This is a genomic window from Bradyrhizobium sp. S69 (assembly GCF_009766005.1).
Lineage (GTDB): Bacteria > Pseudomonadota > Alphaproteobacteria > Rhizobiales > Xanthobacteraceae > Bradyrhizobium.
The window spans coordinates 93,636-118,981 of record NZ_LMUK01000024.1; the positions used below are offsets into that span (position 1 = coordinate 93,636).

General features: G+C 62.9%; 17 protein-coding genes. 5 read left to right on the top strand and 12 right to left on the bottom strand.

From position 1 onward, the window contains the following. The first annotated feature begins 24 nt into the window (after nucleotides 1–24). Nucleotides 25–1,020, top strand: a complete 996-nt coding sequence (locus GSQ88_RS08225; RefSeq protein ID WP_159006959.1) for a zinc-dependent alcohol dehydrogenase family protein — start codon at nucleotides 25–27, stop codon at nucleotides 1,018–1,020. A gap of 90 nt (nucleotides 1,021–1,110) precedes the next feature. On the opposite strand, the gene GSQ88_RS08230 is transcribed toward GSQ88_RS08225, so the two are convergent. The 11 genes from GSQ88_RS08230 to GSQ88_RS08280 form a co-directional block, all read right to left on the bottom strand. Further along, the gene (locus GSQ88_RS08230) at nucleotides 1,111–2,283 is read right to left on the bottom strand and encodes a fumarylacetoacetate hydrolase family protein (protein ID WP_159006961.1); all 1,173 of its coding nucleotides are present in this window, start codon (nucleotides 2,281–2,283) and stop codon (nucleotides 1,111–1,113) included. A 108-nt stretch (nucleotides 2,284–2,391) separates the two neighbouring features. Then, entirely contained in the window at nucleotides 2,392–3,474 is a 1,083-nt protein-coding gene (locus GSQ88_RS08235; RefSeq protein WP_159006962.1) for a zinc-binding dehydrogenase, read from the bottom strand. 110 nt (nucleotides 3,475–3,584) lie between these two features. Continuing rightward, a complete protein-coding gene (locus GSQ88_RS08240; protein ID WP_159007338.1) occupies nucleotides 3,585–7,274 on the bottom strand; it encodes an autotransporter domain-containing protein in 3,690 nt (1,229 codons plus the stop codon). Nucleotides 7,275–7,592: 318 nt separating this feature from the next. Beyond that, on the bottom strand, nucleotides 7,593–8,537 hold the full coding sequence (locus tag GSQ88_RS08245; protein WP_246735129.1) for a DMT family transporter: 945 nt from the start codon (nucleotides 8,535–8,537) through the stop codon (nucleotides 7,593–7,595). Between the two features lie 288 nt (nucleotides 8,538–8,825). Next, nucleotides 8,826–9,665 carry an aldo/keto reductase gene (locus tag GSQ88_RS08250; RefSeq protein ID WP_159006966.1) on the bottom strand — a complete coding sequence of 280 codons (840 nt, stop codon included), beginning with the start codon at nucleotides 9,663–9,665 and terminating at the stop codon, nucleotides 8,826–8,828. Nucleotides 9,666–10,109: 444 nt separating this feature from the next. After that, a complete protein-coding gene (locus GSQ88_RS08255) occupies nucleotides 10,110–11,033 on the bottom strand; it encodes an SMP-30/gluconolactonase/LRE family protein (RefSeq protein WP_174247954.1) in 924 nt (307 codons plus the stop codon). 276 nt (nucleotides 11,034–11,309) lie between these two features. Beyond that, entirely contained in the window at nucleotides 11,310–12,371 is a 1,062-nt protein-coding gene (locus GSQ88_RS08260) for a ketopantoate reductase family protein (RefSeq protein WP_159006968.1), read from the bottom strand. A gap of 113 nt (nucleotides 12,372–12,484) precedes the next feature. Continuing rightward, entirely contained in the window at nucleotides 12,485–15,187 is a 2,703-nt protein-coding gene (locus GSQ88_RS08265) for a nitrate reductase (RefSeq protein WP_159006970.1), read from the bottom strand. A 21-nt stretch (nucleotides 15,188–15,208) separates the two neighbouring features. Continuing rightward, nucleotides 15,209–16,426: an NAD(P)/FAD-dependent oxidoreductase gene (locus tag GSQ88_RS08270; protein WP_159006972.1), complete on the bottom strand. Its 1,218-nt coding sequence runs from the start codon at nucleotides 16,424–16,426 to the stop codon at nucleotides 15,209–15,211. An 11-nt stretch (nucleotides 16,427–16,437) separates the two neighbouring features. Continuing rightward, on the bottom strand, nucleotides 16,438–16,863 hold the full coding sequence (locus GSQ88_RS08275) for a globin family protein (protein WP_159006974.1): 426 nt from the start codon (nucleotides 16,861–16,863) through the stop codon (nucleotides 16,438–16,440). A 213-nt stretch (nucleotides 16,864–17,076) separates the two neighbouring features. After that, the gene (locus GSQ88_RS08280) at nucleotides 17,077–18,462 is read right to left on the bottom strand and encodes an MFS transporter (RefSeq protein ID WP_159006976.1); all 1,386 of its coding nucleotides are present in this window, start codon (nucleotides 18,460–18,462) and stop codon (nucleotides 17,077–17,079) included. A gap of 648 nt (nucleotides 18,463–19,110) precedes the next feature. On the opposite strand from GSQ88_RS08280, the gene GSQ88_RS08285 reads away from it, so the two are divergent. After that, nucleotides 19,111–19,941 (top strand): formate/nitrite transporter family protein, encoded by an 831-nt coding sequence (locus GSQ88_RS08285; protein ID WP_159006978.1) that lies wholly within the window; start codon nucleotides 19,111–19,113, stop codon nucleotides 19,939–19,941. 101 nt (nucleotides 19,942–20,042) lie between these two features. Beyond that, the gene (locus GSQ88_RS08290) at nucleotides 20,043–21,782 is read left to right on the top strand and encodes a bifunctional protein-serine/threonine kinase/phosphatase (RefSeq protein WP_159006979.1); all 1,740 of its coding nucleotides are present in this window, start codon (nucleotides 20,043–20,045) and stop codon (nucleotides 21,780–21,782) included. 185 nt (nucleotides 21,783–21,967) lie between these two features. Here the strand turns inward: GSQ88_RS08290 and GSQ88_RS08295 are convergent, their stop codons facing one another. Further along, the gene (locus tag GSQ88_RS08295; RefSeq protein ID WP_159006981.1) at nucleotides 21,968–22,882 is read right to left on the bottom strand and encodes an intradiol ring-cleavage dioxygenase; all 915 of its coding nucleotides are present in this window, start codon (nucleotides 22,880–22,882) and stop codon (nucleotides 21,968–21,970) included. 155 nt (nucleotides 22,883–23,037) lie between these two features. Here GSQ88_RS08295 and GSQ88_RS08300 point away from each other — a divergent pair, with 155 nt between their 5' ends. Continuing rightward, nucleotides 23,038–24,309 (top strand): serine hydrolase domain-containing protein, encoded by a 1,272-nt coding sequence (locus GSQ88_RS08300; protein ID WP_159006983.1) that lies wholly within the window; start codon nucleotides 23,038–23,040, stop codon nucleotides 24,307–24,309. A 79-nt stretch (nucleotides 24,310–24,388) separates the two neighbouring features. Further along, nucleotides 24,389–24,547 carry a hypothetical protein gene (locus GSQ88_RS08305; protein ID WP_159006985.1) on the top strand — a complete coding sequence of 53 codons (159 nt, stop codon included), beginning with the start codon at nucleotides 24,389–24,391 and terminating at the stop codon, nucleotides 24,545–24,547. Nucleotides 24,548–25,346 lie beyond the last annotated feature (799 nt).

Genomic DNA, 25,346 nt, shown 5'->3' on the forward strand with positions numbered 1-25,346 from the left:
GCAGAAACCAAAAGGACGACCACGATGACCACATCAGACACCATGCAGGCAGCGGTTCTGGATGCGCCCAACACCGCCTTTCGGGTCGGACCGGTGGCACGGCCGAGGCCTGAGGACGGACAGGTCCTGGTCCGGATCAAGGCCAGCGGCGTCAACCCGCTCGACACCAAGATTTATGCCGGTCAGGCCGGCCACGCCAAACATCCGCTGCCGGGCATCCTCGGCATCAACATGGCCGGCGTGGTCGAAGCGATCGGCACGGGCGTGAGCGGGTTCCGGCGCGGCGATGAGGTCTATGGCATGACCGGCGGGGTCGGCGGCCTGCAGGGATCGCTGGCGCAATATGCCGCCGTCGATGCCGAGCTGCTGGCGCCGAAGCCGGCCAACCTCACCATGCGCGAGGCCGCGAGCCTGCCGCTGAATCTTATTACGGCGTGGGAAGGGCTGGTCGATCGCGCGCAGGTCCGATCCGGGCAGCGCGTCCTGGTTCACGGCGGCGCCGGCGGCGTCGGCCACATCGCGATCCAGATCGCGCGTGCTTATGGCGCCCACGTTTTCGCGACCGGCTCTGCCGGCGATAAAGCCTACATCGAACAGCTCGGCGCGACCTTCATCGACTACAAAACGACGCCAGTGGCCGACTACGTCGCCCAACACACCGCGGGCCGTGGCTTCGATCTGATCTATGACACCGTGGGCGGTGCAACGCTGGATGCCTCGTTCCAGGCGGTGGCGCGGTTCGGCCACGTCGTCAGCGCGCTCGGCTGGGGTACGCACGCACTGGCGCCGCTGTCGTTTCGCGCCGCGACCTATTCCGGCGTCTTTACGTTATTGCCGATGCTGACCGGTAACGGCCGCGCCCATCACGGCGACATCCTGCGCGAAGCGAGCCAGATGATCGAGGCCGGCAGGATCGCGACACGGATCGACCCCAGGCATTTCACGCTCGAGACGATCCTGGAGGCGTATCAGGCGCTGAAGGACGGCACCGCCGCCGGCAGGGTTGTGGTTGATGTCTGAGTTGTTTGTAGGGTGGGTAGAGCGAAGCAAAACCCACCGTCTTTCTTGCGAGAATGGTGGGTTTCGCTTCGCTCTACCCACCCTACGAAATCACAGCACCTTCCGATGTGCCAGGCTCTTCATCAACGCCGAAACACCGAACGTCCATGGTTCGCATTCGCCACTGGTCCGCATGCGGTTGACCAGCCTGCCGAGCTGCGGCGCCGCGATGGTGACGATGTCATCGCGCTTGTGGGTAAAACCTTCGCCCGGCGTGTCGCGATCCTTCACGGGGGCGAACATAGTGCCGAGGAACAGCGCGAATCCGTCGGGATATTGATGCTCCGGCCCGATGGTCTGCGCCACCAGATCGGTCGGGTCGCGGCTGATCTTGCTGATCGAGGAATGGCCTTCGAGCACAAAGCCATCCGGTCCCCTCACGGTCAGGTCGATATTCATCCGGCGCACGTCGTCGAGCGAGAACGTCGTGTCGAACAGCCGCAATAGCGGACCGATCGCGCAAGAAGCGTTGTTGTCCTTGGCCTTGGACAGCAACAATGCCGAGCGGCCCTCGAAGTCGCGCAGATTGACGTCGTTGCCGAGCGTCGCGCCGACGATCTTGCCGCCGCTCGACACCACCAGCACGACTTCCGGCTCCGGATTGTTCCAGGTCGATTTCGGATGCAGTCCGGCATCCATGCCTGACCCGACCGACGACAACACCGGCGCCTTGGTAAAGACTTCCGCATCCGGTCCGATGCCGACTTCCAGATATTGGCTCCAGGCGTTCTGTTCGATCAGCACCTGCTTCAGCCGCATCGCTTCCGCGGAGCCGGGTTTTAATTTGGAGAAATCGTCGCCGACGAGTTTGACCACTTCCTTGCGGATAGCGTCGGCGGAAGCCGGATTGCCGCGCGCCCGCTCCTCGATCACGCGCTCCAGCATCGAGATCGCGAAGGTGACGCCCGCGGCCTTCAGCACCTGAAGATCGAGCGGCGCCAGCAACCACGGTTTCTTTCGATCGCGACGGTCGGGCGGCGTGTTGGCGAGAATGCCGTCGAGATCGCCGATCCGCTCGCCCTTGACGTCGCGCAGGGCGGCGGCGGGATTACCCTCCTCGCACAGCGCGCTGACCGTCGGAAACCGCGCCGTGACGTCGAACACGCCATCGTCGCGGATCACGGCCACGGCTGGACCCGCGGCCTGCGGAAGCCAGACCCGCCCCACCAGCGTGCCCTTGGTGCCGTCTTCCGGCAGGAGTTCTCGTGTCGTCAGCGTGATCATGGCTGCTTACTTTCGTTGGCTTGATCGCCAGTTGTTCTTTTACCGCCGAGGTTCCCTCAACGCCAAGGGCTCCCCTATCGCCAAGGCTCCGCTACCGCCAAGGCTCCCTTACCGCCAAGGCTCGATGATGATCTTGGTGTGCCGTTCCGGATTGGCCAAATCTGAAAACGCCTGGGCGACGCCGTCGATGCCGACGCTGGCGGTCACCAGCGAGGCGGCATCGACTTGTCCTTCCGCGATCAGCCGCAGCGAATAGGCAAATTCGTCCGGCGTGTAGCCCAGCACATATTGAACGTTGAGTTCCTTCATGATGCCGAGCATCGGTTCGGAACGGTCGGTTTCCATGCAGACTCCGACCACCACGATGCGGGCGTCGCGTGGGGCGCCCTCGAACACCTGTTGCAGCAGGCCGGGAATGCCGACGCATTCGAAGATCAGCGCCGGTTTCAACGCCGGCAGCATCGCCTGCAGCGGCGGCCGCGCGGCCTTTTGTTCCGCCGACATCGCGGCATGTTCGGCCCAGGTCGCGTAGGGCTGCGACTGCGCGGGATCGACCACGATATCGGCGCCGAGTTTTGCGGCAAGCGCGCGGCGCGCCGGCGAGTAATCCGCCGCGACGATCGGGTGCAATCCCCTGATCTTCAATCCCGCGATCACCGCGAGCCCGACCGGGCCGCAGCCGATCACCAGCGGCACCTCATCGCCACGGATGTTGGCCTTGGCAACCGCGTGAATGCCGACTGCGAGCGGTTCGGTCAGCGCGGCGTGTTCGGCCGCCAGGCCGTTGGGCACCTCCAGCAGCAGCGGCTCGCTCAGCAGCATCTGTTCGGCATAGCCGCCGACATTGTCGTTGGAATAGCCGATGCCCTGAATGCCGCCCGGTGTCAGCAGCGCCGGCAGCGAACAGACGCGGGTTCCGGCCTTAAACTTGCGCGGCGTGCCCGGCCCGTAATCCAGCACCTCGCAGCAGAATTCGTGGCCGAACACCACGTCGCGGGCAAGGTCCATCGGTATCCGGCCGGGGAAATGCCTGGACAGTTCGACCATGCGGTGGGCGTGCTTGCGCGCGTGCAGGTCCGAGCCGCAGATGCCGCAGGCCAAGGTCTTGACCAGCACCTGCCCGGCGGCCGGCTTCGGCTCCGGCAATGTGCCGACGACGATCTCGCCGTTCCTGAAAATCGCAGCGCGCATGGCCGTCCTCCGGATTCACGTTATTGGTCTTGCACGTTTTCTCGCACATAAACCGGAGAACATAAACTGCGATGCCGGGAACGCGGCGGTTCCGGCGATCAATCGCAGGACTACCAGGAATAGCGAACGACGCCCTTGCCGGCGTAGGAATTGGTGACGTCGGAGAACTGGCCCTCGAACGTTCCGGCGAGCGAGATGCCGTTGCGCCACTTCATTTCCGCCGACGCCGTGGTCAGGGCGGAATCGTGCGCCTGCGCCGCGCCGTTGACGACAAACGACGTGCCGGGCAGCGTCTGGAACAACGCGGTGACATCGCGATCGGTGTCGAAATCATGCGCCCAGGCGAAACGGCCGCGCAGCGTCAGGATCCCGTTCGGCACCGCAAACGACCTGTCGGTGCGAACGCCGAGTTCGGAGCGCGATGCCGTGACATCCTTGGCCGCGTAGTTCAGCGCAAAGGTGTTGGCGCCGGAGATCGCCTGTTCGGCATAGGCCGGCAGGCTGTAGGTGGTGAACTGCCCGGCCGCGTAGGGCGTCACGCCCATCCACGGCGTCGCGAACCGGTAGCCGCCTTCGAGCCGCCCCGAATAGGCATTGGCGTTGAACTCGGCGCGCAACTGGTCGATGCCGGCGATGCTGACGGTGCGGTTGGTGGTCACGTCCTGCCAGCCATAGGCCGCCGCCGCGGTGATATAGGCCGGGCCGACCGTGTGGCGCACGAAGGCGCCGGCCTGGAACAAATCGGAACGCCCAGAGCCGAAGCTGCTGACGCCGAAACTGGTGCCGCCACCGGCCAGCGCAAAACCCGCAAGCGTCGACGGCGAGATCTGATAATCCGCGCCGGCCACGAAACCGAACGCGCGCGCGTTGGCGGAGTTGGAGCCCAGCGCCGCATTGCCGCTGGTGTCGCTGCCGCCGCCATAGGCCGCACCCCACACGTTCCAGCGCGTATCGAACAGATCGTTGCGCGCGACATCGGCCTTGGTCGGGATTTTGGCGAAGGCATCGCGCGCCGTGCTGGATTTGCTCGCGGCATAGGCGCTGGCGTCGCCCTCCTCGGCGAATGGCGTGGCGCCGGCGCCGCCACCTGCGCTGTTGCGTCCGGCAGTGAACGGATCGGTCAACAGCGCCAGGAACTGGCTCATCGCATCGAAGGTCGCCTGCTGCGATCCGGTCGCGAGTTCACCGGAAGCCTGGGTCAATCCGGCCGGCGTCAGCGAAGCGAAGCTGAGCGGAATGCCGCCATTGGCATTGAAGAAATTGCCGAGCGTGGTGGCGACGTTCTGCTGATTGACGTTGAGCGCATATTTTGCCGCGAAGTTGAGCGCGAAATTGAGATAGGCATGGGTCGGATCATAGCTGAGGCTGCCGACCAGGCCGCCCGGCGCGGTGGCAACCCCGGCAAAGCCGCCGCTGACGCCACCGGCGGCGCTCAGGATCATATATTGTTTCATCACGAAGCTGCCGGGCGCGAACGAGGCGGCGACCTGGCCGTTCAGCGCCGCGGTGCCGGTGACATTGGCAAACGACGACGTCGTGGAATTGAGCTGGACGAAATACAGCGCGCCCGATTGAAACGCGAGATTGCCGGCCACATTAATGAAGCCGCCGGGCGTGGCATCGCCGGGCGCGAAGATACCGCCGCTCGCGATCGTGGTGTTGCTGACGGTACCCGCGCCCGCCAGCGTGCCACCGGCGTTGACCGTGACCTGGCTCGACGAAGCGATCGAGCCGTCGACCTGCAGCACGCCGCCATTCACGGCCGTGGTGCCGGTGTAGGTGTTGGCGCCCGACAGGATCAGCGTGCCGGCGCCGACTTTCTCCAGCGAACCGGAGCCGGGCGAACACCCGCAACTATCCGCGATGATGCCGCTCACCGTGGTGGAGAGATTGTTACCGCCGACCACCAGCGTATTGCCGACGCCGATATCATAGGTGCCGGAGCCCGCGATCGAACCCGCCGTAATGCGGCCATCGCCGTTCGGACCGCTGCTGCCGGAGAAATCGACAATGCCGGTGCCATTGGTGATGAACTGCGCGGTGCCGCCGGTGGAGTTGTCGAAGAAAAAAGTCGCGCCATCGTTGTTGGTGATGATGGTCGCGTTGGCGGCGGTGGTAAAAGCATTGAAAACGGTTTCGCTACCGGAACTGTTGGTGATGGTCGCCGACGCCGCGGATGCGTGAGCTTCGAATATCACGCCACCACCATTAATATTGGTGATGGTGGCGGTGCCGGCATTGGTCTTCGCCAGGAATATCGTCACACCATTATCATTGGTGATGGTGGCTTGCCCGGCCGTGCTGGTGTCGTTACCGCCGAACCTGCCGAACACCGTGGTGGCAGATTGGTTTGAGATATTGGCGTTGCCGGCGGTGCTGGCATTGAGAAACGTGGTGTTGCCGCCATTCGTGTTCGAGATGGTCGCATTCGCGGCCGTGGAATTGCCTTTGAAGTCGGTCTCGCCGCTGGAGTCGTTGGTAATGCTGGCATTGCCGGCGGTCGCGAAATTGCCGAACGTCGTCAAGCCGCCCAGAGTGTTCATGATGGTCGCGTTTGCCGCGGTGGAATGACCAAAGAAATCGGTCTCGCCGCCGAACTGGTTGGTGATCTGGATCTGGCTCGCCGAGGTCGTGTTGCGAAATTTGGTGAGGCCGCCATCGTTGAGGATGGAGATGATGCCGCTGGTGTTGGCATTGACGATATTGAGCACGCCCTCATTATCAACCGCGCCGACGATCGACGCCGTATGCGTGGCATCGCCGAGTTGCAGCGTGCCGCAGCTACAGATGAAGGTGCCGCCGGTATAGGTGTTGTTGCCGAGCAGCACCAATGCGCCGCCGCCGATCGAATCCAGCACGGTCAGCTTGCCGGGGCCGTTGCCGTCGCTGATGTTGCCCGCAATCGTCAGCGTCGTGCCGAAGGCGTCGATTGCGCTTCCGTTTATCGAGTTATTGATCTTGAAATTGTTGGTGAAGGTCAGGTTGAGGGAGCCCTCGGCCAGAAACTCGGCGTTGTCGAGCGTCACCGTGCCTGTTCCGACCGAACTGTTGTTGTTCACCTGCACCGTGGTGTTCAACACGTAGGTGCCGCCGGTATAGGTGTTGTTGGTGCCGGACAGAACCACCTCGCTGCCGAAGGTGTTGGTCGAATCGATCAGTTGCAGCACACCGGTGCCGCCATTGCCGTTGGAGATGTTGCCGGCAAGCGCCAGCACGGTGCCTTGGTCGTCGACCGTGCCACCCGGCGTGTTGATATTGAAGTCATTGTTGATGATCAGGCCCGGGGCTTGAAACGTACCGCCATTGAGCGTCACGGCGCCCGACCCGACGGAGTTGGTATTGATCGCCCGCACGGTCCCGGCCGAGATCAGGGTCCCACCCGAATAGTCGCTGTTGATACCTGACAGAACCAGCGTGCTGTTGCCGAGCTGCTGGACCTGTGCGGCGCCTGCGACGACTTCAATGATGTCATTGGAGATCGAAATCGTCACGCCGGTATTGGCGTTGTTGAAGATGCCGCTGCTGGCTCCCGCCAGACCGAATTGGAGGTCGGCGCCACCGATCAAATAGGACTGCGCGTTGGCGTTGAAGGTCCAGGAATCGGGCAAAATCGGGCCGGCCGTGACATTGACCGACGCCAACCCGCTGTTGCTGAAAATCGCCGATTGGCCGAACCCGACTGGTGGCGCGCCTGCGGGCGGATTGGACCAGTTGGCTGCAGCGTTGTAGTCCGTCGAAGCGCCGACCCAGGTGTAGCTTTGGGCGCACGCCGGATACGGTGGCAAAAGGCCAGCAAGCATCGCGGCCGCGCACAGCAGGAACGCGGCCACGCTTCGGCGTAGCCGTCCATAGCCCTGCTCTGCCAATCGCGATTGAAAACCCACGTCCCGCCCCCTGCCGCAGCCGCCACTCCATCTTCGAGAGTTGGCGTTCCGCTCCCGGGAACTTTCGCAAATCGCGGGGGCGGAGTCACGGGTGGGCCACGGCGGAGACCCGATTCCGGGCCTAAATGGCTGTTTTGACGCGGGATACGGCCCCGATTTGTGGCGAATGTGACTAAAAAGATACGGCTGAAAAGCTACAACCCACGAAGGACAAGCCAGAAAACTACAGCCTCGTCACGCATTGGGCGACGGCTCGGCCGCTATCGCCAATAATTGCGACCGCCGCACACGTTCCCGGTGCGCGGTGTAAAGCCCGCTGGCGACGACGAACGCCGCCCCGGTCACGGTCCAGACGTCAGGCACCTCGCTGAAAACGATGAAGCCGAGGCTGCTGACCCACAACAACTGGGTATAGGAAAACGGCGCCAGCACCGATGCATTGGCATAACGAAACGCCAGCACCACGATCCACTGCCCCGCGGTCGACGTTACGCCGATCAGAATGCCAAACAGGATATCGTGCCAAGTCGGCGTCACCCAGACCGAGGGCACCAGCGCGGACAGGATCAAAAAGCCCGATATCGCCGAATAGGTCATGGTGGTGATGACGCGTTCCCGGCCGCTCAGCATCCGCGTCATGATCAGGGTCATTGCCCAGCAGAACGCCGACACCAACGGAAACGCCGCGGCCGGATTAAACGCGCCGGAGCCCGGCCGCAGGATGATCAGCACGCCGATCAGTCCGACCGCGGTCGCGGCCCATCGGCGCAGGCCGACGCTCTCGCGGAGAAAAAAGATCGACAACGCCGTGACGAACAGCGGCGAGACGAAACTCGTTGCGGAGGCCTCCGCGATCGGGAGAAACCGCAAGCCGGAGATGAACAACAGCGATGACCCCAGCAATGCCGCGCCGCGCATGGCTTGCAGGCCGAGACGGCTGGTGTGCAAGGCGAACAGCGGCGAGCCCGGCACCATCGCCGGAACCATCACCACCGCGAACACCAGAAACCTGATCCAGGCGATCTCGATCGACGGCAACGTCGCCGACAGATATTTCGACGTCACGTCCGAGGTGCCGAGAAACACCGTCGAAGCGAGGATCAGCGCGATGCCGCGGAACGGCCGATCGGCGCGCGCGGGTGCAACAGGCACGACGGATTTCTTCTCAGGCGATGGCAAGACAACATGGTCCAGCCTGGCGGCTGCGGCAGGTGGCGGGGTCAACGGCTTAAGCCCGGGCGCAAGGAAATGAATGAACGAATCGGGTGAGTGGCCAAGAAACGACAAAGCCGCTCGATCGACAAGGACCGAAATCAGGCAGCCGATATGCGCGATTGCGCGCGGCGCCTTGTCGCTGCGCGAGCCGCTGAAACATTTTGTTAAGAAGCGTGTGCAGCCGACACGTCATTGCGAGCCAACGGGTCGCGCGAATGCGCGCCTCGTTGGCTCGCACTGACGGACTTTAACTCACAGCATCGGCAAGCCGCGCGGCTTGGGGCCGCGTGGAAACGCCTGGTCGAGCGCGGCCAGTTCGTCCTTGCTCAGCGTCAACTTGCCGGCCGCGGCGTTGTCGGCGGCGTGCTCGGCCGAGGAGGCCTTTGGAATCGCGAACACCGAAACCTCGCGCGTCAGAAAGCCGAGCGCGACCTGACGGGGCGAGGCGCCATGGGCGTCGGCGATTTTCTGCAAGAGCTGCCCCGGCTTGCTTTGCGGCGACGGGAAATCATCGTGGCCGAACGGCGAATAGGCGACCACCGCAACGCCATGCGCCTTGCACCACGGGATCACCGAATGTTCGATGGCGCGCTCCTGCAAATGATAGAGCACCTGATTGCAGGCGATCCGGCCTTCGCCGGCGACCTCGAGCAGTTCGTCGAGATCGTCGCTATCGAAGTTGCTGACACCCCAGCTTCGGATCTTTCCGGCGCGAACCAGTTCCTCGAATGCCTCGACGGTCTCCGCCAGCGGATAGGAGCCGCGCCAATGCAGCAAATAGCAATCGAGCCGGTCGGTCTTAAGCCGCGCCAGCGAACGCTCGCAAGCCGTGATGGTGCCGCGCCGCGAGGCGTTGCTCGGCAACACCTTGGAGACCAGAAACAGATCGTCGCGCCGCCCGGCGATCGCCTCGGCGATGACGAGTTCAGCGTCGCCATACATCTCGGCGGTGTCGATATGGCTCATGCCGAGATCGATGCCGCGGCGAAGGGCTGCGACTGCGGGCTTGCGATCTCCGCGATCGATATACCAGGTGCCCTGCCCGATCACGGACACGTTTGCACCACCGCTGCCGAAGGGTCGCTGGTTCATGATTGCCTCACACACTTTTCGAAAACGCACATCGTACAGGCCTCATTTCGTCATGGCGAGCCGGCGAAACCGCCGCCGATACCATGGCCGAATGCCTCGCTATTCTACGACGCGTCCTTTGGAAACAGCCATGCCAGTACAACTCTGGCGATGAAATAAACGACGACGACGGCAGAGGCTACGATCACGACGGCGGTATACATCGCAGGCTTCCATTCCATCCACTATCGTCGAACGATCGAGTAATCTCTGCCGTTACGTCGCGAGTCCGAGTTGTCGCTGGTGTAAAACGACAAAAAGTACGATTTGGAATATGGAATATGGAAAAATAGGTGCCGAGCCGAGCCAGATATAGTTCTCATAAACGCAGATGCTAGGGTCTGTCACGCCAATCCTCTGGAGGCGGCCAATTCCCATGGCGGCCCCAACCGCCCGGCTGATCGCTTACGTTGCTCCCCGCGATGACGAATCGAGAACGCCGATGTCGGCGACCAGGATGCTGCCGGTCGCCGATTCCGTGATGTAAAGACGATCACGGTTGTTGCCGCCGATTGCGACATTTGTGCAGGTAGCGCCGGCGCAGGATTTGATGCGCGCGATCAATTCGCCGTTAGGCGCGAACACCAACACATGCCCGAGCGAGGCGTGCGCCACATAGAGACGCCCGTCCTTGTCCATCGTCATGCCGTCGGGACCGCTGGGGCCGAACATGGTGCAGAAGCGGCCGACCTTGGAAACGCCGCCATCTTTCATGATCGGCATCCGCCACACCGCATTGTCGCGCGTCATCGCGACAAACAACACCCGCTCCGAGGGATCGAGCACCAGCCCGTTGGGACTGATGCCGGTATCGATCAGGCAGTCGAGCCGGCCCGATGTCGAGAGCCGATAGACCCGCCCGGTCGGATCGTGCAGGCCGGTCTGTCCCTGGTCGGTAAAGTAGATGTCGCCGTTCTTGGCGATATGCAGGTCATTGCAGCCGCGAAACGATTCCGAATTGCGCGAGGTCAGGATCGGCGTCATGCGACCGGCCTTGGCATCGAGCTCCATCAGGCCATGCATGTAATCGGCGACCAGAATGCGCCCGTCAGAACCGATTTTCAGGCCGTTCGGCCAGCCCTCATACTCGACCGCGAGCGACCATCTGGCATCGGGTGTGATCTTGAAGACGCGTCCGAACGGAATGTCGACGACATAGAGGTTGCCGTCGGCGTCGAATGACGGGCCTTCGATAAAGCTGTCGGTCGCAACGCCCGGCCGGTTGGCGTCGGCCCACTCAGAGGCGACGCCCTTGCGCCTGAATTCGTCGGGCATGCTCGAGAAGATTTCGGTCTTGATCAGGATCGGCGGAGTGTCGAGGTACATCATTGGGTGGCTTTGTCTGTGGTTTGAAATAGCAACGTTCGCTATTGCGAGCGGTGCGATTGACTAAACGTCGTCCCGGCGAAGGAGCCTGTGAAATTATCTCTACGTCATCGAAACTATCTCAACGTCATCCTGAGGTGCGAGCTCTTGCGAGCCTCGAAGGATGGCCGCGGGCACAGCGCTGAACAACATCCTTCGAGACGCGCGCAAGAGCGCGCTCCTCAGGATGACGGTTCCGGTGTGTCCCGGCTACGTTTGGCGCACCTCACGCAACGCAACTCAATTCAGCCGCAGCTCGGTGATGTGCCGCGGATTCGGCTTGAGCTCACCGCGTTCGACGCGCTTGACGATATCGGTCAGCGCGGCGTTGGCTTTGCACGCGATGCCGGCCTTGTCGCCTTCGCGCGCGACAAAACCGTTGAGGAAGTCGATCTCGGTGCGCCGGCCCTTCTCCATATCCTGACCCATCGAGGGGCGCTGCGCCGAGGAGGTTTTCTTGCCGTCCTTGAAGCGCTGCTCGTCGCAGGCCTGCATCGCGGCCTCATCGCCCTCGCCCGCCCGCGCGATGGTCTCGGGCGGCAGGTGCAAGATCTCCTCCAGTTGATAGCCGAGCGCCTGCCCGACGCGGATCGCTTCGCTGCCGAGCCGGGCCGAGAAGCGGCGGATCGGTTCGCTCTCCAGCATCTGCCCGCCGGTCAGCCCGGTGCAGGCGGAAAGTCCGTTGCCCATCGCGTTGGCAACCAGTTTCGACCAGCGCTCGCCCCATAGATTGGCGGTGACCTTGGCGCTATCGGCATAACCGACCAGCCGGCCGATCTCTTCGGCCCGTGGCGTGATGCGGCCATGCACTTCACCGGCGCGAAACACCGTGTGCGCCGCGCCGCCCTTGCCGGCGCCGCGGTGGATGTGGCCGGGCGCGGGCAAATTGACGGTGATGCTGCTCGCGATGCAGCCCAGCGTCTTGCCCCAGCCGACGATGCCGGCGATGGTCTCTTCGTTCATGCAGTTTTGCAGCGACACCACGTAGCCATTCGGCGCCAGATATTGCTGGATCAACATGGTGGCCCACGCGGTGTCGTAGGACTTCATGCAGACAAAGGCGATGTCGACCGGCTTTTCCTTGGAAAGCTGCTGGGCGTCGGTGACATGCAGCGCGCGAACCGTAACCGAGAATTCCGGGACATTCATTGCGTGGGTAACGCGCAGGCCGTGCTGTTTCATGTGCTCGACATGCTCAGGCCAGGGATCGATGAACGTGACGTCCTCGCCCGCCTGCACCATGTGGGCGCCGGCATAGCCGCCGACCGCGCCCGCACCGATGATGGCTATCTTCCGACCCATGGTTCCTCCCTGGTGTTCTTATTGGCAGACGAGACTAGCGCGCCGAGCGGTCTCACCGCAACGGTTGATGCGCCATCCACGCGGCGTCAGTCTGGATCACATGCAGGGTGCGATCAACTCGCCGCGATCGCCAATTGCGGCTTGTCGGCGCCGGCTTGCGCGATCAGGCGCTTCAGTTCCGGAATGCAAGACCCGCAATTGGTGCCAGCCTTCAGCTGCGCGCCGATCGCGGCGGCCGAATTCGCACCAGCGGCAATCGCGTCGCAGATCGTGCCGCGGCCGACGCCGAAACAGGCGCAGACGATGGGGCCAGCATCGGCCAGGCCATCCATCGATTTGCCCGACAGCAGCATCCGGCACTGGTCGGGCGTCAGCGCATCCGCCGCGAACAGGCCCTTGACCACGTTCCAGTCGCCGGCATCGCGCGCGGGACCGACGAACAGGCAGGTCTCGATGCGCTCGCCGGCAAACGATGCCGCCCGATAAACCCCGCCGCCGAAATCCCGGTATTCGGCGAGATCCTCGCCGGCGACCGACTTCAGCCAGGATTGCCACCCCGCAAGATCAGCGTTGTCGGCGAGCAGATAGCCGTAACCGCCGCCGACCGCGACCCGCGCCCACCAGGCATGGCCGGGCAGATCGAGTTTGCCACGCGACAGCGCAAAGCCACGGATGACATATTCATACGGCGTGATCGAAACCGGCGTCGCCTTGTTCTCGGGCTGCCCGGAGAACGGATCGGTGAACGGCGCCACCAGCGCGCCGACCCGGGCGCCCGAACTGTTTTCGGCGCTCCAGTGGATCGGCGCGAACAGCATGCCACGCTGCTGCCGCGCGCTGACCACGACTTTGAGGATGCATTGTCCATAATCGGTGACGAGGCGCGCAAAGCCGTCGTCGAACACGCCGAACTTGTTGGCATCGTCAGGATGAATCTCGACGAACGGCTCCGGCAGATGCTGGCCCAATCGTGGGCTGGCGCCGGTGCGGGTCATGGTGTGCCACTGATCGCGGATGCGCCCGGTATTGAGCCGCAGCGGGCGCGCCGCGGTGGTCTCGGTCCGCAGCGTCGGAATTTCGGGCGCGATGAAACGCGCTTTCTGGTCGTTGGCGTAAAACCGGCCGTTGGCGAAGAAGCGAGCCTGCGGCTCCAGTTCGCCGTAGCGCATCGGCCATTGCATCGGCCCCATCTCGGCGAAGCCTTCGTCCGACATCGCACTCAAACCGCCGATATCGAAATCGCGGCTGCCGTTGTTCTCAAAGCCCGACAGGCTGGCGTGCTCGCGGAACACATCCGCCGCCGATTTGTAGTCGAACGCCGCGGCAAAACCCAATCGTTTGGCGACCTCGCTGACGATCCACCAATCCGGTCGGGCTTCGCCAGGCGCGGGCAGGAACGAACGCTGGCGCGAGATGCGCCGCTCCGAATTGGTCACCGTGCCGGACTTTTCGCCCCAGGCCAGCGCCGGCAGCAGCACATGCGCGCCGGCATTGACGGTGTCGTTGGAGCGCACGTTTTCGGAAACAACAAACAGTTCGAGCTTCGCCATCGCGGCGCGCACCACGTCCGCATCCGGCAGCGACACCACCGGGTTGGTGCCCATCACCCACAGCGCCTTGATCTCGCCGCGCGCGATCGCCTCGAACATCTGGACCGCCTTCAACCCCTCATGGGTTGCGATCCGCGGCGCCTTCCAGAACCGGCGCACGCGATCGATATCCGGCGGCGTGAACCCCATATGCGCGGCAAGCTGGTTGGAAAGCCCGCCGACTTCGCGGCCGCCCATCGCGTTGGGCTGCCCGGTCAACGAAAACGGCGAGGCGCCAAGTTTGCCGATCCGGCCCGTCGCCAGATGGCAATTGAGAATGGCATTGACCTTGTCGGTGCCCTGCGCCGACTGGTTGACGCCTTGCGAATACAGCGTGACCACGCGCGGCGTATCGGCAAACATCTGGAAGAACGCGGCGACGTCGCGCTCGGCAAGGCCCGTCGCCAGCGCGGTCGCCGCGGTGCTGCCGGCCATGCTGCGCGCGCGCGCCACCGCCGCCTCGAAGCCTGCGGTGTGCTGCTCGATATAGTCGCGGTCGAGCGCGCCGGTATCCACCAGATGCACCAAGAGCCCGCTGAACAAAGCGGTGTCGGTGCCGGGCTTCAGCCCCAAAAACAGATCGGCATCGCCCGCGGTATCGGTGCGGCGCGGGTCGATCACGATGATGCGGGCGCCGCGCTTCTGCTTGTTGGCGAGCATGCGCTGGAACAGCACCGGATGGCACCACGCCGCGTTGGAGCCGGTCAGCACCAGCAAATCCGCCTCGTCGAGATCCTCGTAGCAGCCGGGCACGGTGTCGGCGCCAAAGGCGCGCTTGTGGCCGGCGACCGACGACGACATGCAGAGCCGCGAATTGGTATCGACATTGGCGCTGCCGACAAAACCCTTCATCAGCTTATTGGCGACGTAATAGTCCTCGGTGAGCAATTGCCCCGACAGATAGAGCGCGACCGCACCGGGGCCGTCGCGCGCCACGATGTGGCGAAAGCGATTGGCGACATGGTCGAGCGCGTCGCTCCAGGCCACCTGTTCCATGCTGCCATTGTCGCAACGGATCAGTGGATGCAGCAAGCGGTCGTCGAGGCCGACTGTTTCGCCAAGCGCCGAGCCCTTGGAGCACAGCCGGCCGAAATTGGCGGGATGTTCGGGATCGCCCGCGATCGCGGCCCCGCCTGTACCATCGGGCGTCGCCAGCACGCCGCAGCCGACGCCGCAATACGGACAGGTGGTGCGCGTGGTGCGCAAATTGGGTTCGATGACGGTCATGCGGGCGATCTCATCATCCGGTCAAGCCGCCTTCGGAGGGAGCGCGAGCGCGCGGCCGAACATCATCTCGCTGCGGATCGCGGCGATCGGTTCGCGGTCGCGGATCATCTGGAGATACCAGAGCGCGTCGCCCGTCTCGCCGACCAGAACCGCACCGGTCAACCGTCCGTCGGCAATCACGAGCTTCTTGTAGCTGCCGTGCCGGAAATCGCTCAGCACGATGCTCTCGCTGCCTTCCGCGCCGATAAAATCGCCGGCCGAAAATACCCCGACGCCGGAGACCTTGAGATTGGTCGAGACCACGCTGCCGTTATAGGCCGCCGGCGCGCCGGCCAGATGCCGCGCCAGCACGCGGGCCTGCTCATAGGCCGGTTCGACCAGGCCATAACAAGTGCCGCGATGCTCGGCGCATTCGCCGAGCGCGAAGATATCCGATGCCCCGGTCTGCAAATGATCGTCGACCACCACGCCGCGGTTGACGGGAATGCCGGCTTCCCTGGCCAACGTGACATTGGGCCGGATGCCGGCGGCGAAGATCACCGCATCGGCTTCGAGCTTGCGCCCGTCGGTCAGTTCGACGCCCTCGACGCGCGTCTCGCCTTCGATCCGCGCGGTGTTGGCGTTGAGCAAAATCCGGATGCCCTTGCGCTCGACAAGCGATTTTAAGAGTTCGGCGGCCGGCGCATCGAGCTGGCGCTCCATCAGGCGGTCCATCAGGTGAATCAGCGTCACCGTTGCACCGGCCTTGGCGAGGCCGTAGGCCGCTTCCAGCCCCAACAGCCCGCCGCCGACCACGACGACGCGCTTCTTCTGGGCCGAAAGCGTCAACAGCAGATCGACATCCCGGGTGTCGCGGAAGGTGTGCACCCCGGCGAGATCGGCGCCGGGCAGATTGAGCCGCAGCGCGGTCGAACCGGTCGCCAGCACCAGCCTGGAAAACGTAATGCTCTCGTCATTGGCGATCTTGAGTTCGCGGCGGCCGACATCGATCTCGGTGGCGCGGCAGCCATATTTCAGGGTGACGCCGCGGTCGCGCCACCATGTCGCGGGCTTCAACTCGATGTCGTGCGATTGGGTTTCGCCTGCCAGCACCGACGACAGCAGGACGCGGTTATAGGCCAGCCGCGGCTCCTCGCCGATCACCGCGATGGCGTAACGGCCGAGCGCGACCTTGGCCAGTTCGTCGACCAGACGCGCTGCCGCCATTCCGTTGCCGACGATGACCAGCGGTTCGCTCATACACGTGATCCTTATTCGGCCGCCTGCGCGCTGCCGTAGGCCTCGGAAATCATGTAGCCGGACAAGGTCCCGTAAGCGGCGGTCCAGGCGCTTGCGACTTCCGGCGTCCAGCCCTCGCCGAGACCTTTTTCCAGCGTCCACAGCAACGCGCCGCCAACCACGGGATAATGCTCCGGCTTGGCGCCATAGCTGACGTGACGTTTGGCCAGCGCGCTCGCGGCCGGCAGCACGGCTTCCAGATTGGTCAATCCATTGACGACCACGGCCAGCGTCGCCATCAATTTCTTGCGCTGCTCGGTCATGTCATCGGGAAACATCGCCCGCACCGAGGGGGCGACCTCGAACAACCGGCCGTAGAACAACACCGCCGCCTGCTCCGAGATCGGCGCGACCTTGGCAAAGCTCTGCTGCACCAGTGCGACTTGATCCGACGTCATGTTGTCCGCTCCCTTGTTGTTGCCTCGCCCCACAAGCGGGGCGAGGCCTCGGCCGTCATCCCCGGGATGAACGCAATTGCGTTCACCCGTAGGTGCTCGCCGCCTTCGGCGAGCCTCGAAGGATGGTGTTCAGCGCAGCGCGTTTGGCCATCCTTCGAGACGCGCGCAAGGGCGCGCTCCTCAGGATGACGTCGGTGATTGTTTCACCGCCTCTCATATGCGCGCGCCGGCGAGGCTCGAGGCGCTGGCTTCCGCAGCAGGGCTCTTGCGCAGATAGCACCACCAGGTGACCGCGAGGCAGGTCGCGTAGAACGCCAGATAGATTTCCAGCGCGAGCTGCGGACCACCGGTCGCTGCGATCGATTGACCAAAACCGCTCGGGATCAGATAGCCGCCGCAGGCGCCGATCGCGCCGATGAAGCCGACCGCGGCCCCGCTCTCGATGCTCGCGGTCTTCATCGCCAGCGCCCGGCCGGCTTCGCCGGTGCCGCGCGCCTTGCGCAAATTCTCCTCGCGGAAGATCGACGGGATCATCCGGTAGGTCGAGCCGTTGCCGACCCCGGTGGTGACGAACAGGATCAGGAACATCGCGAGGAAGCCGGTAAAATCCTTGACGCCCACGAAGTAGAGAACGCCGATCGTCGCCGCCGCCATCGCGATGAAATTCCAGAATGTCACGATGGCGCCGCCGACCTTGTCGGCGAGCAGGCCGCCGAGCGGACGCGACAGCGAGCCCAGCAGCGGTCCGAGGAACGCGATGCCGATGGTGACCGTCGGGAATTGCGTCTTGATCAGCAGCGGAAACGCCGCCGAGTAGCCGATGAAGGAGCCGAAGGTTCCGATATAGAGGAACGCCATGATCCAGGTGTGCTTGCGCCTGACGATGGCGAGCTGATCCCTGAACGAGGATTTTGCCGAGGTCAGGTTGTTCATGAAGAACACGGCGCCAAATACCGCGATGCATAGCGGCACTAGCCACATCAGCCCGGCGTTCTGCAGATAGACCCCCGAAACCGGCTGCGCCTGGTAGAGATTGATGAGAGAAACGCCCATCAGGATCGGCGTCAGCAACTGCACGGTAGAGACACCGATATTGCCGCCGGCGGCGTTGAGGCCGAGCGCCCAGCCCTTCATGCGGTCGGGATAGAAGAACGAGATGTTGGCCATGCTGGAGGCGAAATTGCCGCCGCCGAGACCGGCGGTGGAGGCCACCAGCAGCAGCAGCCAGAACGGCGTCTCCGGATGGCCGACGAAATAAGCGAGCCCCAAGGTCGGGATCAGCAGCACGGAGGCACTGAAGATGGTCCAGTTGCGGCCGCCGAACGTGGTCACCGCAAACGTATAGGGAAACCGCATCAGCGCGCCGATCAGGCCCGGGATCGCCACAAGCTGAAACAACTGATCGGTGGTGAAGTGGAAGCCGGCCGCCGGCAATTTGGTGGCGACGATGCTCCAGATCAGCCAGACCGAAAATCCGATATTCTCTGCGACGATCGACCAGATCAGATTGCGCCGGGCAACGAACTTGCCGGTCGAATTCCAGAACGTCTCATCCTCGGGCTTCCATTCTGAAATCCAGGTGGGATTCTGCTCGCGCATTGAGAGATTTCCTTATGTTGCGTGCCGCCGGTCTCAAGACATGAGGGTTCGGGCGCGCGGCCACGGCCGCGCGCGCTGGGGAAGCCCCAGTTCGGCGATGTCAAAATTCTGATGATGGATCGCGAAAGACGGCGTCGATGGCGTCAGTGACAGCTATTCAAGCTTCATGCCAAATCGCCTGATTTCGGAAAGCTTAAATTTTACAAACAGTTGCACGAAGCGCTCGGGCCGGCGATCTCGCTGGCACCGCATCCTAAATTTGCGATTCGCCCAACTCTTGTGCGCCGCACAAATGTTGGGCAGATGGCTGCATCGCGCGTCGGCGACGTCAGTTGCGCGCTATCGAGGCAATTGCCCAAATGCGCATCGTTTTTCTCCGCGATTTCAGCGCAACGTAGAGCGCCGCGGCGAATTCGCTTGTTCCCAGCGCCTCCCGTGACCTCCGCGCGATTGGCACGTCGATTGCTTTTATTACAGATAGTCAACGAAGACTGCGGTTCACCGGATTGTTTTGGCCATTGCTGGCTGAGACTCAGGGACAAGCTCGAAGCCCCTCACCCGAGGAAGCTTGGCGCAGTCGTCGCGATGCCAGATGGCTCGCAATCCCTGTTTCTGATCGACCGCGGTCCGACAACAAGGGGATTCTCAATGTCGTATCTCGTGCCTACGGAATTCGTCACCAAGATGGTGGACGCGGGCGAGTCCAAGATCTTCATGTCGACCCGCGATACCGTGATCCGCGCCTACATGGCCGGCGCGATCCTGGCGCTGGCCGCCTGGTTTGCCGTCACCATCAACGTCAACACCGGCCAGCCGATCGTCGGCGCGCTGCTGTTTCCGGTCGGGTTCTGCATGCTGTATCTGTTGGGCTTCGATCTCTTGACCGGCGTGTTCGTGCTATCGCCGCTGGCCTGGCTCGACAAGCGTCCCGGCGTCACCTTTGGCGGCGTGCTGCGAAACTGGGGCCTGGTGTTTGTCGGCAATTTCGCCGGAGCCCTCACCGTCGCCTTCATGATGGCGTTCGTCACGACGTTCGGGTTCACGCAGGATCCGGACAAGGTTGGGGCTGCGATCGGCAGCATCGGCGAGTCGCGAACGCTGGGCTATGCGGCGCATGGCGCGGCCGGCATGGCCACGTTGTTCATCCGCGGCATGCTGTGCAACTGGATGGTCTCCACCGGCGTCGTCGGCGCCATGGTCTCCACCACGGTGCCCGGCAAGGTCATTGCGATGTGGATGCCGATCCTGGTGTTCTTCTACATGGTGTTCGAGCATTCCGTGGTGAATATGTTCCTGTTCCCGTCGGGGCTGATGCTGCACGCGAAGTTCTCGATCCTGGATTATCTGATCTGGAACGAAATTCCGACCGTGCTCGGCAATCTGGTCGGCGGCATCGCGTTCACCGGATTGACCCTGTACGCGACCCATGTGCGGACCGCGCCCGCGCGCGAGGCGGTCACCACCCGCGCCGCCGCCTGAGTTGGCTTGAGGAGGCCTTTGCTTTCGAAAGAAGCCTTTGGGCTTTCGCAAAGGGAGCTTTGCCCGTGTAAGGTGAAGCTCCCTTTTGCTGTGGCGCCATGATGTCGCGTAATCTCCAAATATCGGTCGGAGCGCATTCCGATCGGGGACGCAAAGCCGCCAATCAGGACTTTTACGGCGCCCTGATTCCGGAAGAGCCGCTGCTTGGCCTGAAAGGCATCGCGGTCGTGCTGGCCGACGGCATCAGCAGCAGCAATGTCAGCCACATCGCCAGCGAGTCCGCCGTCAAGAGTTTCCTGACCGACTATTACTGCACCTCCGACTCATGGTCGGTGAAGAATTCAGCGCAGCGGGTGCTGGAGGCGACCAATTCGTGGCTGCATTCCCAGACCCGGCGAAGCCAGTACGCCCACAGCGACAAGGACAAGGGCTATGTCTGCACCTTGAGTGCGATCGTGCTCAAATCGGCCACCGCGCATATTTTTCACATCGGCGATTCCCGGATCTATCGCGTCGCCGGCCAAACGCTGGAGCAACTCACCCGGGACCACCGGATCGCGGTGTCGTCGCAGCAAAGCTATCTGAGCCGTGCGCTCGGCATCAATCCTTCCGTCGAGATCGACTACAGCGCGATCGCAATCGAGAAGGGCGACATCTTCGTGCTGGCAACCGACGGCGTCTATGAGCATGCCGGCAATCGTTTCACCGCCAAGGCGATCCACGACCATGCCCAAGACCTCGACGAGGCCGCCAGGATCATCGTCGGCGAGGCCTTGCGGCAAGGCAGCCAGGACAATCTCACGATCCAGATCGTCCGCGTCGATGACGTGCCCGGCAGCAACGATGCCGCCGAGATGCTGGGGCGGCCGTCCGAACTGCCGCCGGCGCCGCTGCTCGAGCCGCGCATGCTGTTCGATGGCTACCGCATCGTGCGGGAATTGCACGGCAGCAGCCGAAGCCACATCTATCTCGCGGTCGACACCGACAGCGAAGCTTTGGTGGCGATCAAGACGCCGTCGATCGATCTGCGCGACGATCCGGCCTATCTGAAGCGCTTCATGATGGAAGAATGGGTCGCCCGCCGCATCGACAGCCCGCATGTCCTAAAACCCTGTTCCCAGACCAGGAAGCGAAACTATTTATATGTCGCGACCGAATTCATCGACGGGCAAACGCTGGCGCAATGGATGATCGACCATCCGAACCCGGATCTGGAAACCATGCGCGGCATCGTCGAGCAGATCGCCAAGGGCTTGCGCGCCTTTCACCGCAAGGAAATGCTGCATCAGGATTTGCGTCCGGCCAATATCATGATTGACAAGACCGGCACCGCGAAGATCATCGACTTCGGCGCAACTAAAATCGCCGGCGTCGCGGAAGCAGCTCCCGATACCGACGGCGGCATCCTCGGCACCTTGCAATATACCGCGCCGGAGTATTTTCGCGGCGAGCGCGGCTCGCCGCGCTCCGACCTTTTCTCGCTCGGTGTCATCACCTACCAGATGCTGACCGGCAAATTGCCCTACGGCGCCCAGATCGCCAAGGCGCGGACCAAATCGCAGCTCGGCAAACTAAAGTACGAACCGGCGCGCAGCGACACCCGCGAAATTCCACCATGGATCGACGGCGCGCTACGCAAGGCGCTGCATCCCGATCCGTACCAACGCTACGAGAGCCTGTCGGAATTTGTGTTCGATCTTCGTCACCCCAACGCGAAGTACCTGAACGCGTCAGCGACCCCGCTGATCGAGCGCAATCCGACGCTGTTCTGGAAATGCGCGACGCTCATTCTGGCGTGCACCGTCGTGGGCCTGCTGGCGATGTGGCACTTGCGACCGTAATCGTTTGGATTTTTTGATGTCTCGTGTCCCGGACGCGGTGCAGCGTGAAACGCTGCTCCGCAGAGCCGGGACCCATCGCGGGCGCCCGTGGACCCCGGATCAGCAGCGCACCACGCCGCAAAAGCGGCGTGCTGCGCAGCGTCCGGGGAACGCGATCACTCACCCTCGTTTCACGCGTCCTCGTTTTACGCGTCTTCGGCCACCCTCACGCCCATCGGCTGCGGCGCTTCGCCAGCGCCGGGCTTCACGTGAAACTCATAGGTCATCAGGTGCCACGGCGCCTCGGCGGGCTTGCCGTCCGGCATCTGCGGATCGCTGCGCTTCTCGATCTTCGCGATCAGCTCATCCTTGACCCCGAACACCACATCGGAATCGAGATATTTGTCGCCTTCCATGAAGACGTGGGTGATCAGCGGCTGATAGCCCGGTGCGTTGACCAGGAAGTGGACATGCGCCGGCCGCATCGGATGGCGGCGGGTTTGCAGGATCATCTCACCGACCGGCCCGTCGGTCGGGATCGGATAGCTGCACGGCAAAATGGTGCGGAAGAAAAACCGGCCATCGGCATCGGTGACGAAGCGCGCCCGCGATGACGGACCTTCGGTGGCATATTCCGGCTTTTGCGAATCGTAATAACCGTCGCCATCGGCATGCCAGATATCGACCGGCACGCCGGCCAGCGGCTTGCCATCAAGATCCGTGACGCGGCTTTGCACGAACATCCGCTCGCCCGCCAGATTGGCCGACACATCGGTGCCGTGCGGCATCACCTTGTGTTCGCCGACATAGAACGGACCGAGCACGGTGGTCTCGGTGGCGCCGTCGCGATCCCTATGATTGACCGCATCGACCAGCATCGAAACCCCGAGCACGTCCGACAGCAGGATGAATTCCTGGCGGATCGGCGTGCATTTCTGGCCCGTGCGGGTGAGAAACTCGATCGCGGTGTGCCATTCGTCGAATGTCAGGTCGGTCTTGCGGACATATTCGTGCAGCGACTTCACGAGTTCCTGCAACAGGAATTTGGTCCGCGGCTCCGGCGTTTCATCGAAGCTCTCGATCACGGCGGCGGTAAGTTCAGTGTCGTTGAACTGGGTCATGTGACGGTCCTGCGAAGGGGCGCGATTGCAGGCGTGAGCCTACACCAGCAGGGCGGCCGGGGTAAGCTTATCGCGATTGGATCGGCGCACACTTTTCGGCTATCAAGTTGGCGCTCGCCAGCCAAAAAACCCGCTTCTTCCGGAGATACGCCCCGATGCTCGCCCCAACCCCCGACACCCCCGAATCCGCCGGCATGTCCAAGGCGGCCTTCGACCGCATCGAAAACCACCTCAAGACCCGCTACCTCGATTCCGGCCGCTTTCCGGGAACCCAATTGCTGGTCTATCGCCGCGGCAAGGTGGTCCACAGCGCCGTGCAGGGTTTTGCCGATCTCGAGCGCCAGGTGCCGGTCAAGGACGACACCATCTTTCGCATCTATTCGATGACCAAGCCGCTGACGTCGGTCGCCTTCATGATGCTGCTCGAAGAAGGCCGCGTCGCGCTCGACGAACCCGTGCATAAATACATTCCGGAATGGAAGAACCTCGGCGTGTTCGTGGCCGGGACCGGACCATTCCTGACCCGGCCGCCGACGCGGCCGATGCAGATCGTCGACCTGCTGCGTCACACCTCGGGTCTCACCTACGGCTTCCAGCAGCGCTCCAATGTCGATGCCGCCTATCGCGACAAGAAAATCGGCGAGGTGGAAAAGGCCGGAACGCTGCAAACCATGATCGAGGATCTGGCGAAGATGCCGCTGGAATTCTCGCCGGGCGAGGCCTGGAACTACTCGGTCGCCACCGACGTGATCGGCTATCTGGTCGGCCTGATCAGCGGCAAGCCGTTCGAGCAATTCCTGAAAGAACGGATTCTGAATCCGCTCGGCATGAACGACACCGACTTTTTCGTCCCCGCCGACAAGGCCCATCGCTTCGCGGCGTGCTATTCGGCCGACCCGCAGGGCGGCATGAATTTTCACGCCACCGATCGCAAATCCAGCCTGACCTTGCAGGACGATCCGGCCAAGAGTTCGTTCCTGACGCCGCCATCGTTCATTTCCGGCGGCGGCGGGCTGTGCTCGACCGCGGCCGATTATCTCACCTTCTGCCGGGCGCTGCTCAATCGCGGCGAACTCGGCGGCGTCAGGCTGCTGGGTCCCAAGACGCTGGCGCTGATGACGTCCAATCATCTGCCGGGCGGACGCGACCTGCCGGAAATGTCACGCTCGCTGTTCTCTGAAGCCGCCTATAACGGCATCGGCTTCGGTCTCGGCTTCTCGGTCACGATGGATGCCGCGAAAACATTAATTCCCGGCAGTGCTGGCGAATATGCCTGGGGCGGTGCCGCGACCACCTCGTTTTGGATCGATCCCGCCGAAGAACTGATCGCGATCTTCATGACCCAGGTCCTGCCGTCGAGCGCCTATCCGCTGCGCCGCGAACTGCGCACCATGATCTACGCGGCCATTACCGACAGCAATCTGTAGAAAACGTGGGATGGGTTGAGCCGTTCGCGAAACCCATCAATTCTCGCAACGGTGGCGATGTCCGTCCGACAGGCTGTAAATGAAAACCACGGACAGCAAGCCCAAGAAACGTTTCCTGAGCCGCCCGCGCATCGTGATGGGCCTGCTCTTGATGGTGGCCGTTCCGATCTTCGTTTTCCTCGCCAACAAAGCGGTGAACGAAAACGCGCAAGCGATACGTCAGATATTGGGGCAATAAAATCGTAGGGTGGGCAAAGGCGCCCTTGCGCCGTGCCCACCGTTCCATCGACGCGACGCGCTTGCTCGGTGGGCACGCTTGCGCCTTCGCGCGTTGAGCTACAGCGGATGAGGACGCTTTGCCCACCCTACGAGCTCGATGGGAGAGGGAAAAACACATTGAGCATCAAATAAAACTTGACAGCATTTCACTGATTTGCCCGTCGTGCCAATGTGTCGCAGCGATCGCGCTTGATCGCGAAGGCAAATCAGCTTCACTTCTTATGCCATCCCGTCCCAACCAGAGGGGCGTATGCGCATTCGTCACGAAACGCGGGTCGGGGTGTGATGGACGCGAAAGCTGCGACTGACGAGCGTGGCTGAAGCGGACGGCAAAGTCGTGTGGTCCTGACGCCCCATTGGTTGGTGTCAAACTCCTAAGAAGCTCACGCTTCCTGGGGGCGACGGTGACAAACAAGCCAAGTCTCGCCGGGGAGAGCACGATATAAGCTGTAACACCATTGCGCAGGGAAGGCCGGAGTGTTTCCGCTGAACCTGTATGCTCGTGTGCGCTTTTTTGACTACCCTTTGCACGCGAGACCGCGGGTGCAGCGCGCACCCGGTCTTCCCTGCGCCCTCTCTTTTTCGGGCGAAACGAATTTGCAAAACTCGGACAAATGATGTCGCGAGATCGTGGGAGTGTGTGAATCGCGATCACCCATCCACGTCGTCCCGGCGAAGGCCGGGACCCATATGTGGACGGCCCCCGTGCCACAAGAGTTTTTTTCAGGGTCTGATCGGATCGCTTGCATCCATATGTC

What these genes read in the sequence shown, in the direction of transcription:
- GSQ88_RS08255 (WP_174247954.1), bottom strand. Translation starts at nt 11,033, where the DNA reads ATGATGTACCTCGACACTCCGCCGATCCTGATCAAGACCGAAATCTTC.
- GSQ88_RS08270 (WP_159006972.1), bottom strand. Translation starts at nt 16,426, where the DNA reads ATGAGCGAACCGCTGGTCATCGTCGGCAACGGAATGGCGGCAGCGCGT.
- GSQ88_RS08295 (WP_159006981.1), bottom strand. Translation starts at nt 22,882, where the DNA reads ATGACCCAGTTCAACGACACTGAACTTACCGCCGCCGTGATCGAGAGC.
- GSQ88_RS08265 (WP_159006970.1), bottom strand. Translation starts at nt 15,187, where the DNA reads ATGACCGTCATCGAACCCAATTTGCGCACCACGCGCACCACCTGTCCG.
- GSQ88_RS08260 (WP_159006968.1), bottom strand. Translation starts at nt 12,371, where the DNA reads ATGGGTCGGAAGATAGCCATCATCGGTGCGGGCGCGGTCGGCGGCTAT.
- GSQ88_RS08250 (WP_159006966.1), bottom strand. Translation starts at nt 9,665, where the DNA reads ATGAACCAGCGACCCTTCGGCAGCGGTGGTGCAAACGTGTCCGTGATC.
- GSQ88_RS08300 (WP_159006983.1), top strand. Translation starts at nt 23,038, where the DNA reads ATGCTCGCCCCAACCCCCGACACCCCCGAATCCGCCGGCATGTCCAAG.
- GSQ88_RS08280 (WP_159006976.1), bottom strand. Translation starts at nt 18,462, where the DNA reads ATGCGCGAGCAGAATCCCACCTGGATTTCAGAATGGAAGCCCGAGGAT.
- GSQ88_RS08290 (WP_159006979.1), top strand. Translation starts at nt 20,043, where the DNA reads ATGTCGCGTAATCTCCAAATATCGGTCGGAGCGCATTCCGATCGGGGA.
- GSQ88_RS08225 (WP_159006959.1), top strand. Translation starts at nt 25, where the DNA reads ATGACCACATCAGACACCATGCAGGCAGCGGTTCTGGATGCGCCCAAC.
- GSQ88_RS08240 (WP_159007338.1), bottom strand. Translation starts at nt 7,274, where the DNA reads ATGCTTGCTGGCCTTTTGCCACCGTATCCGGCGTGCGCCCAAAGCTAC.
- GSQ88_RS08230 (WP_159006961.1), bottom strand. Translation starts at nt 2,283, where the DNA reads ATGATCACGCTGACGACACGAGAACTCCTGCCGGAAGACGGCACCAAG.
- GSQ88_RS08275 (WP_159006974.1), bottom strand. Translation starts at nt 16,863, where the DNA reads ATGACGTCGGATCAAGTCGCACTGGTGCAGCAGAGCTTTGCCAAGGTC.
- GSQ88_RS08285 (WP_159006978.1), top strand. Translation starts at nt 19,111, where the DNA reads ATGTCGTATCTCGTGCCTACGGAATTCGTCACCAAGATGGTGGACGCG.
- GSQ88_RS08305 (WP_159006985.1), top strand. Translation starts at nt 24,389, where the DNA reads ATGAAAACCACGGACAGCAAGCCCAAGAAACGTTTCCTGAGCCGCCCG.
- GSQ88_RS08235 (WP_159006962.1), bottom strand. Translation starts at nt 3,474, where the DNA reads ATGCGCGCTGCGATTTTCAGGAACGGCGAGATCGTCGTCGGCACATTG.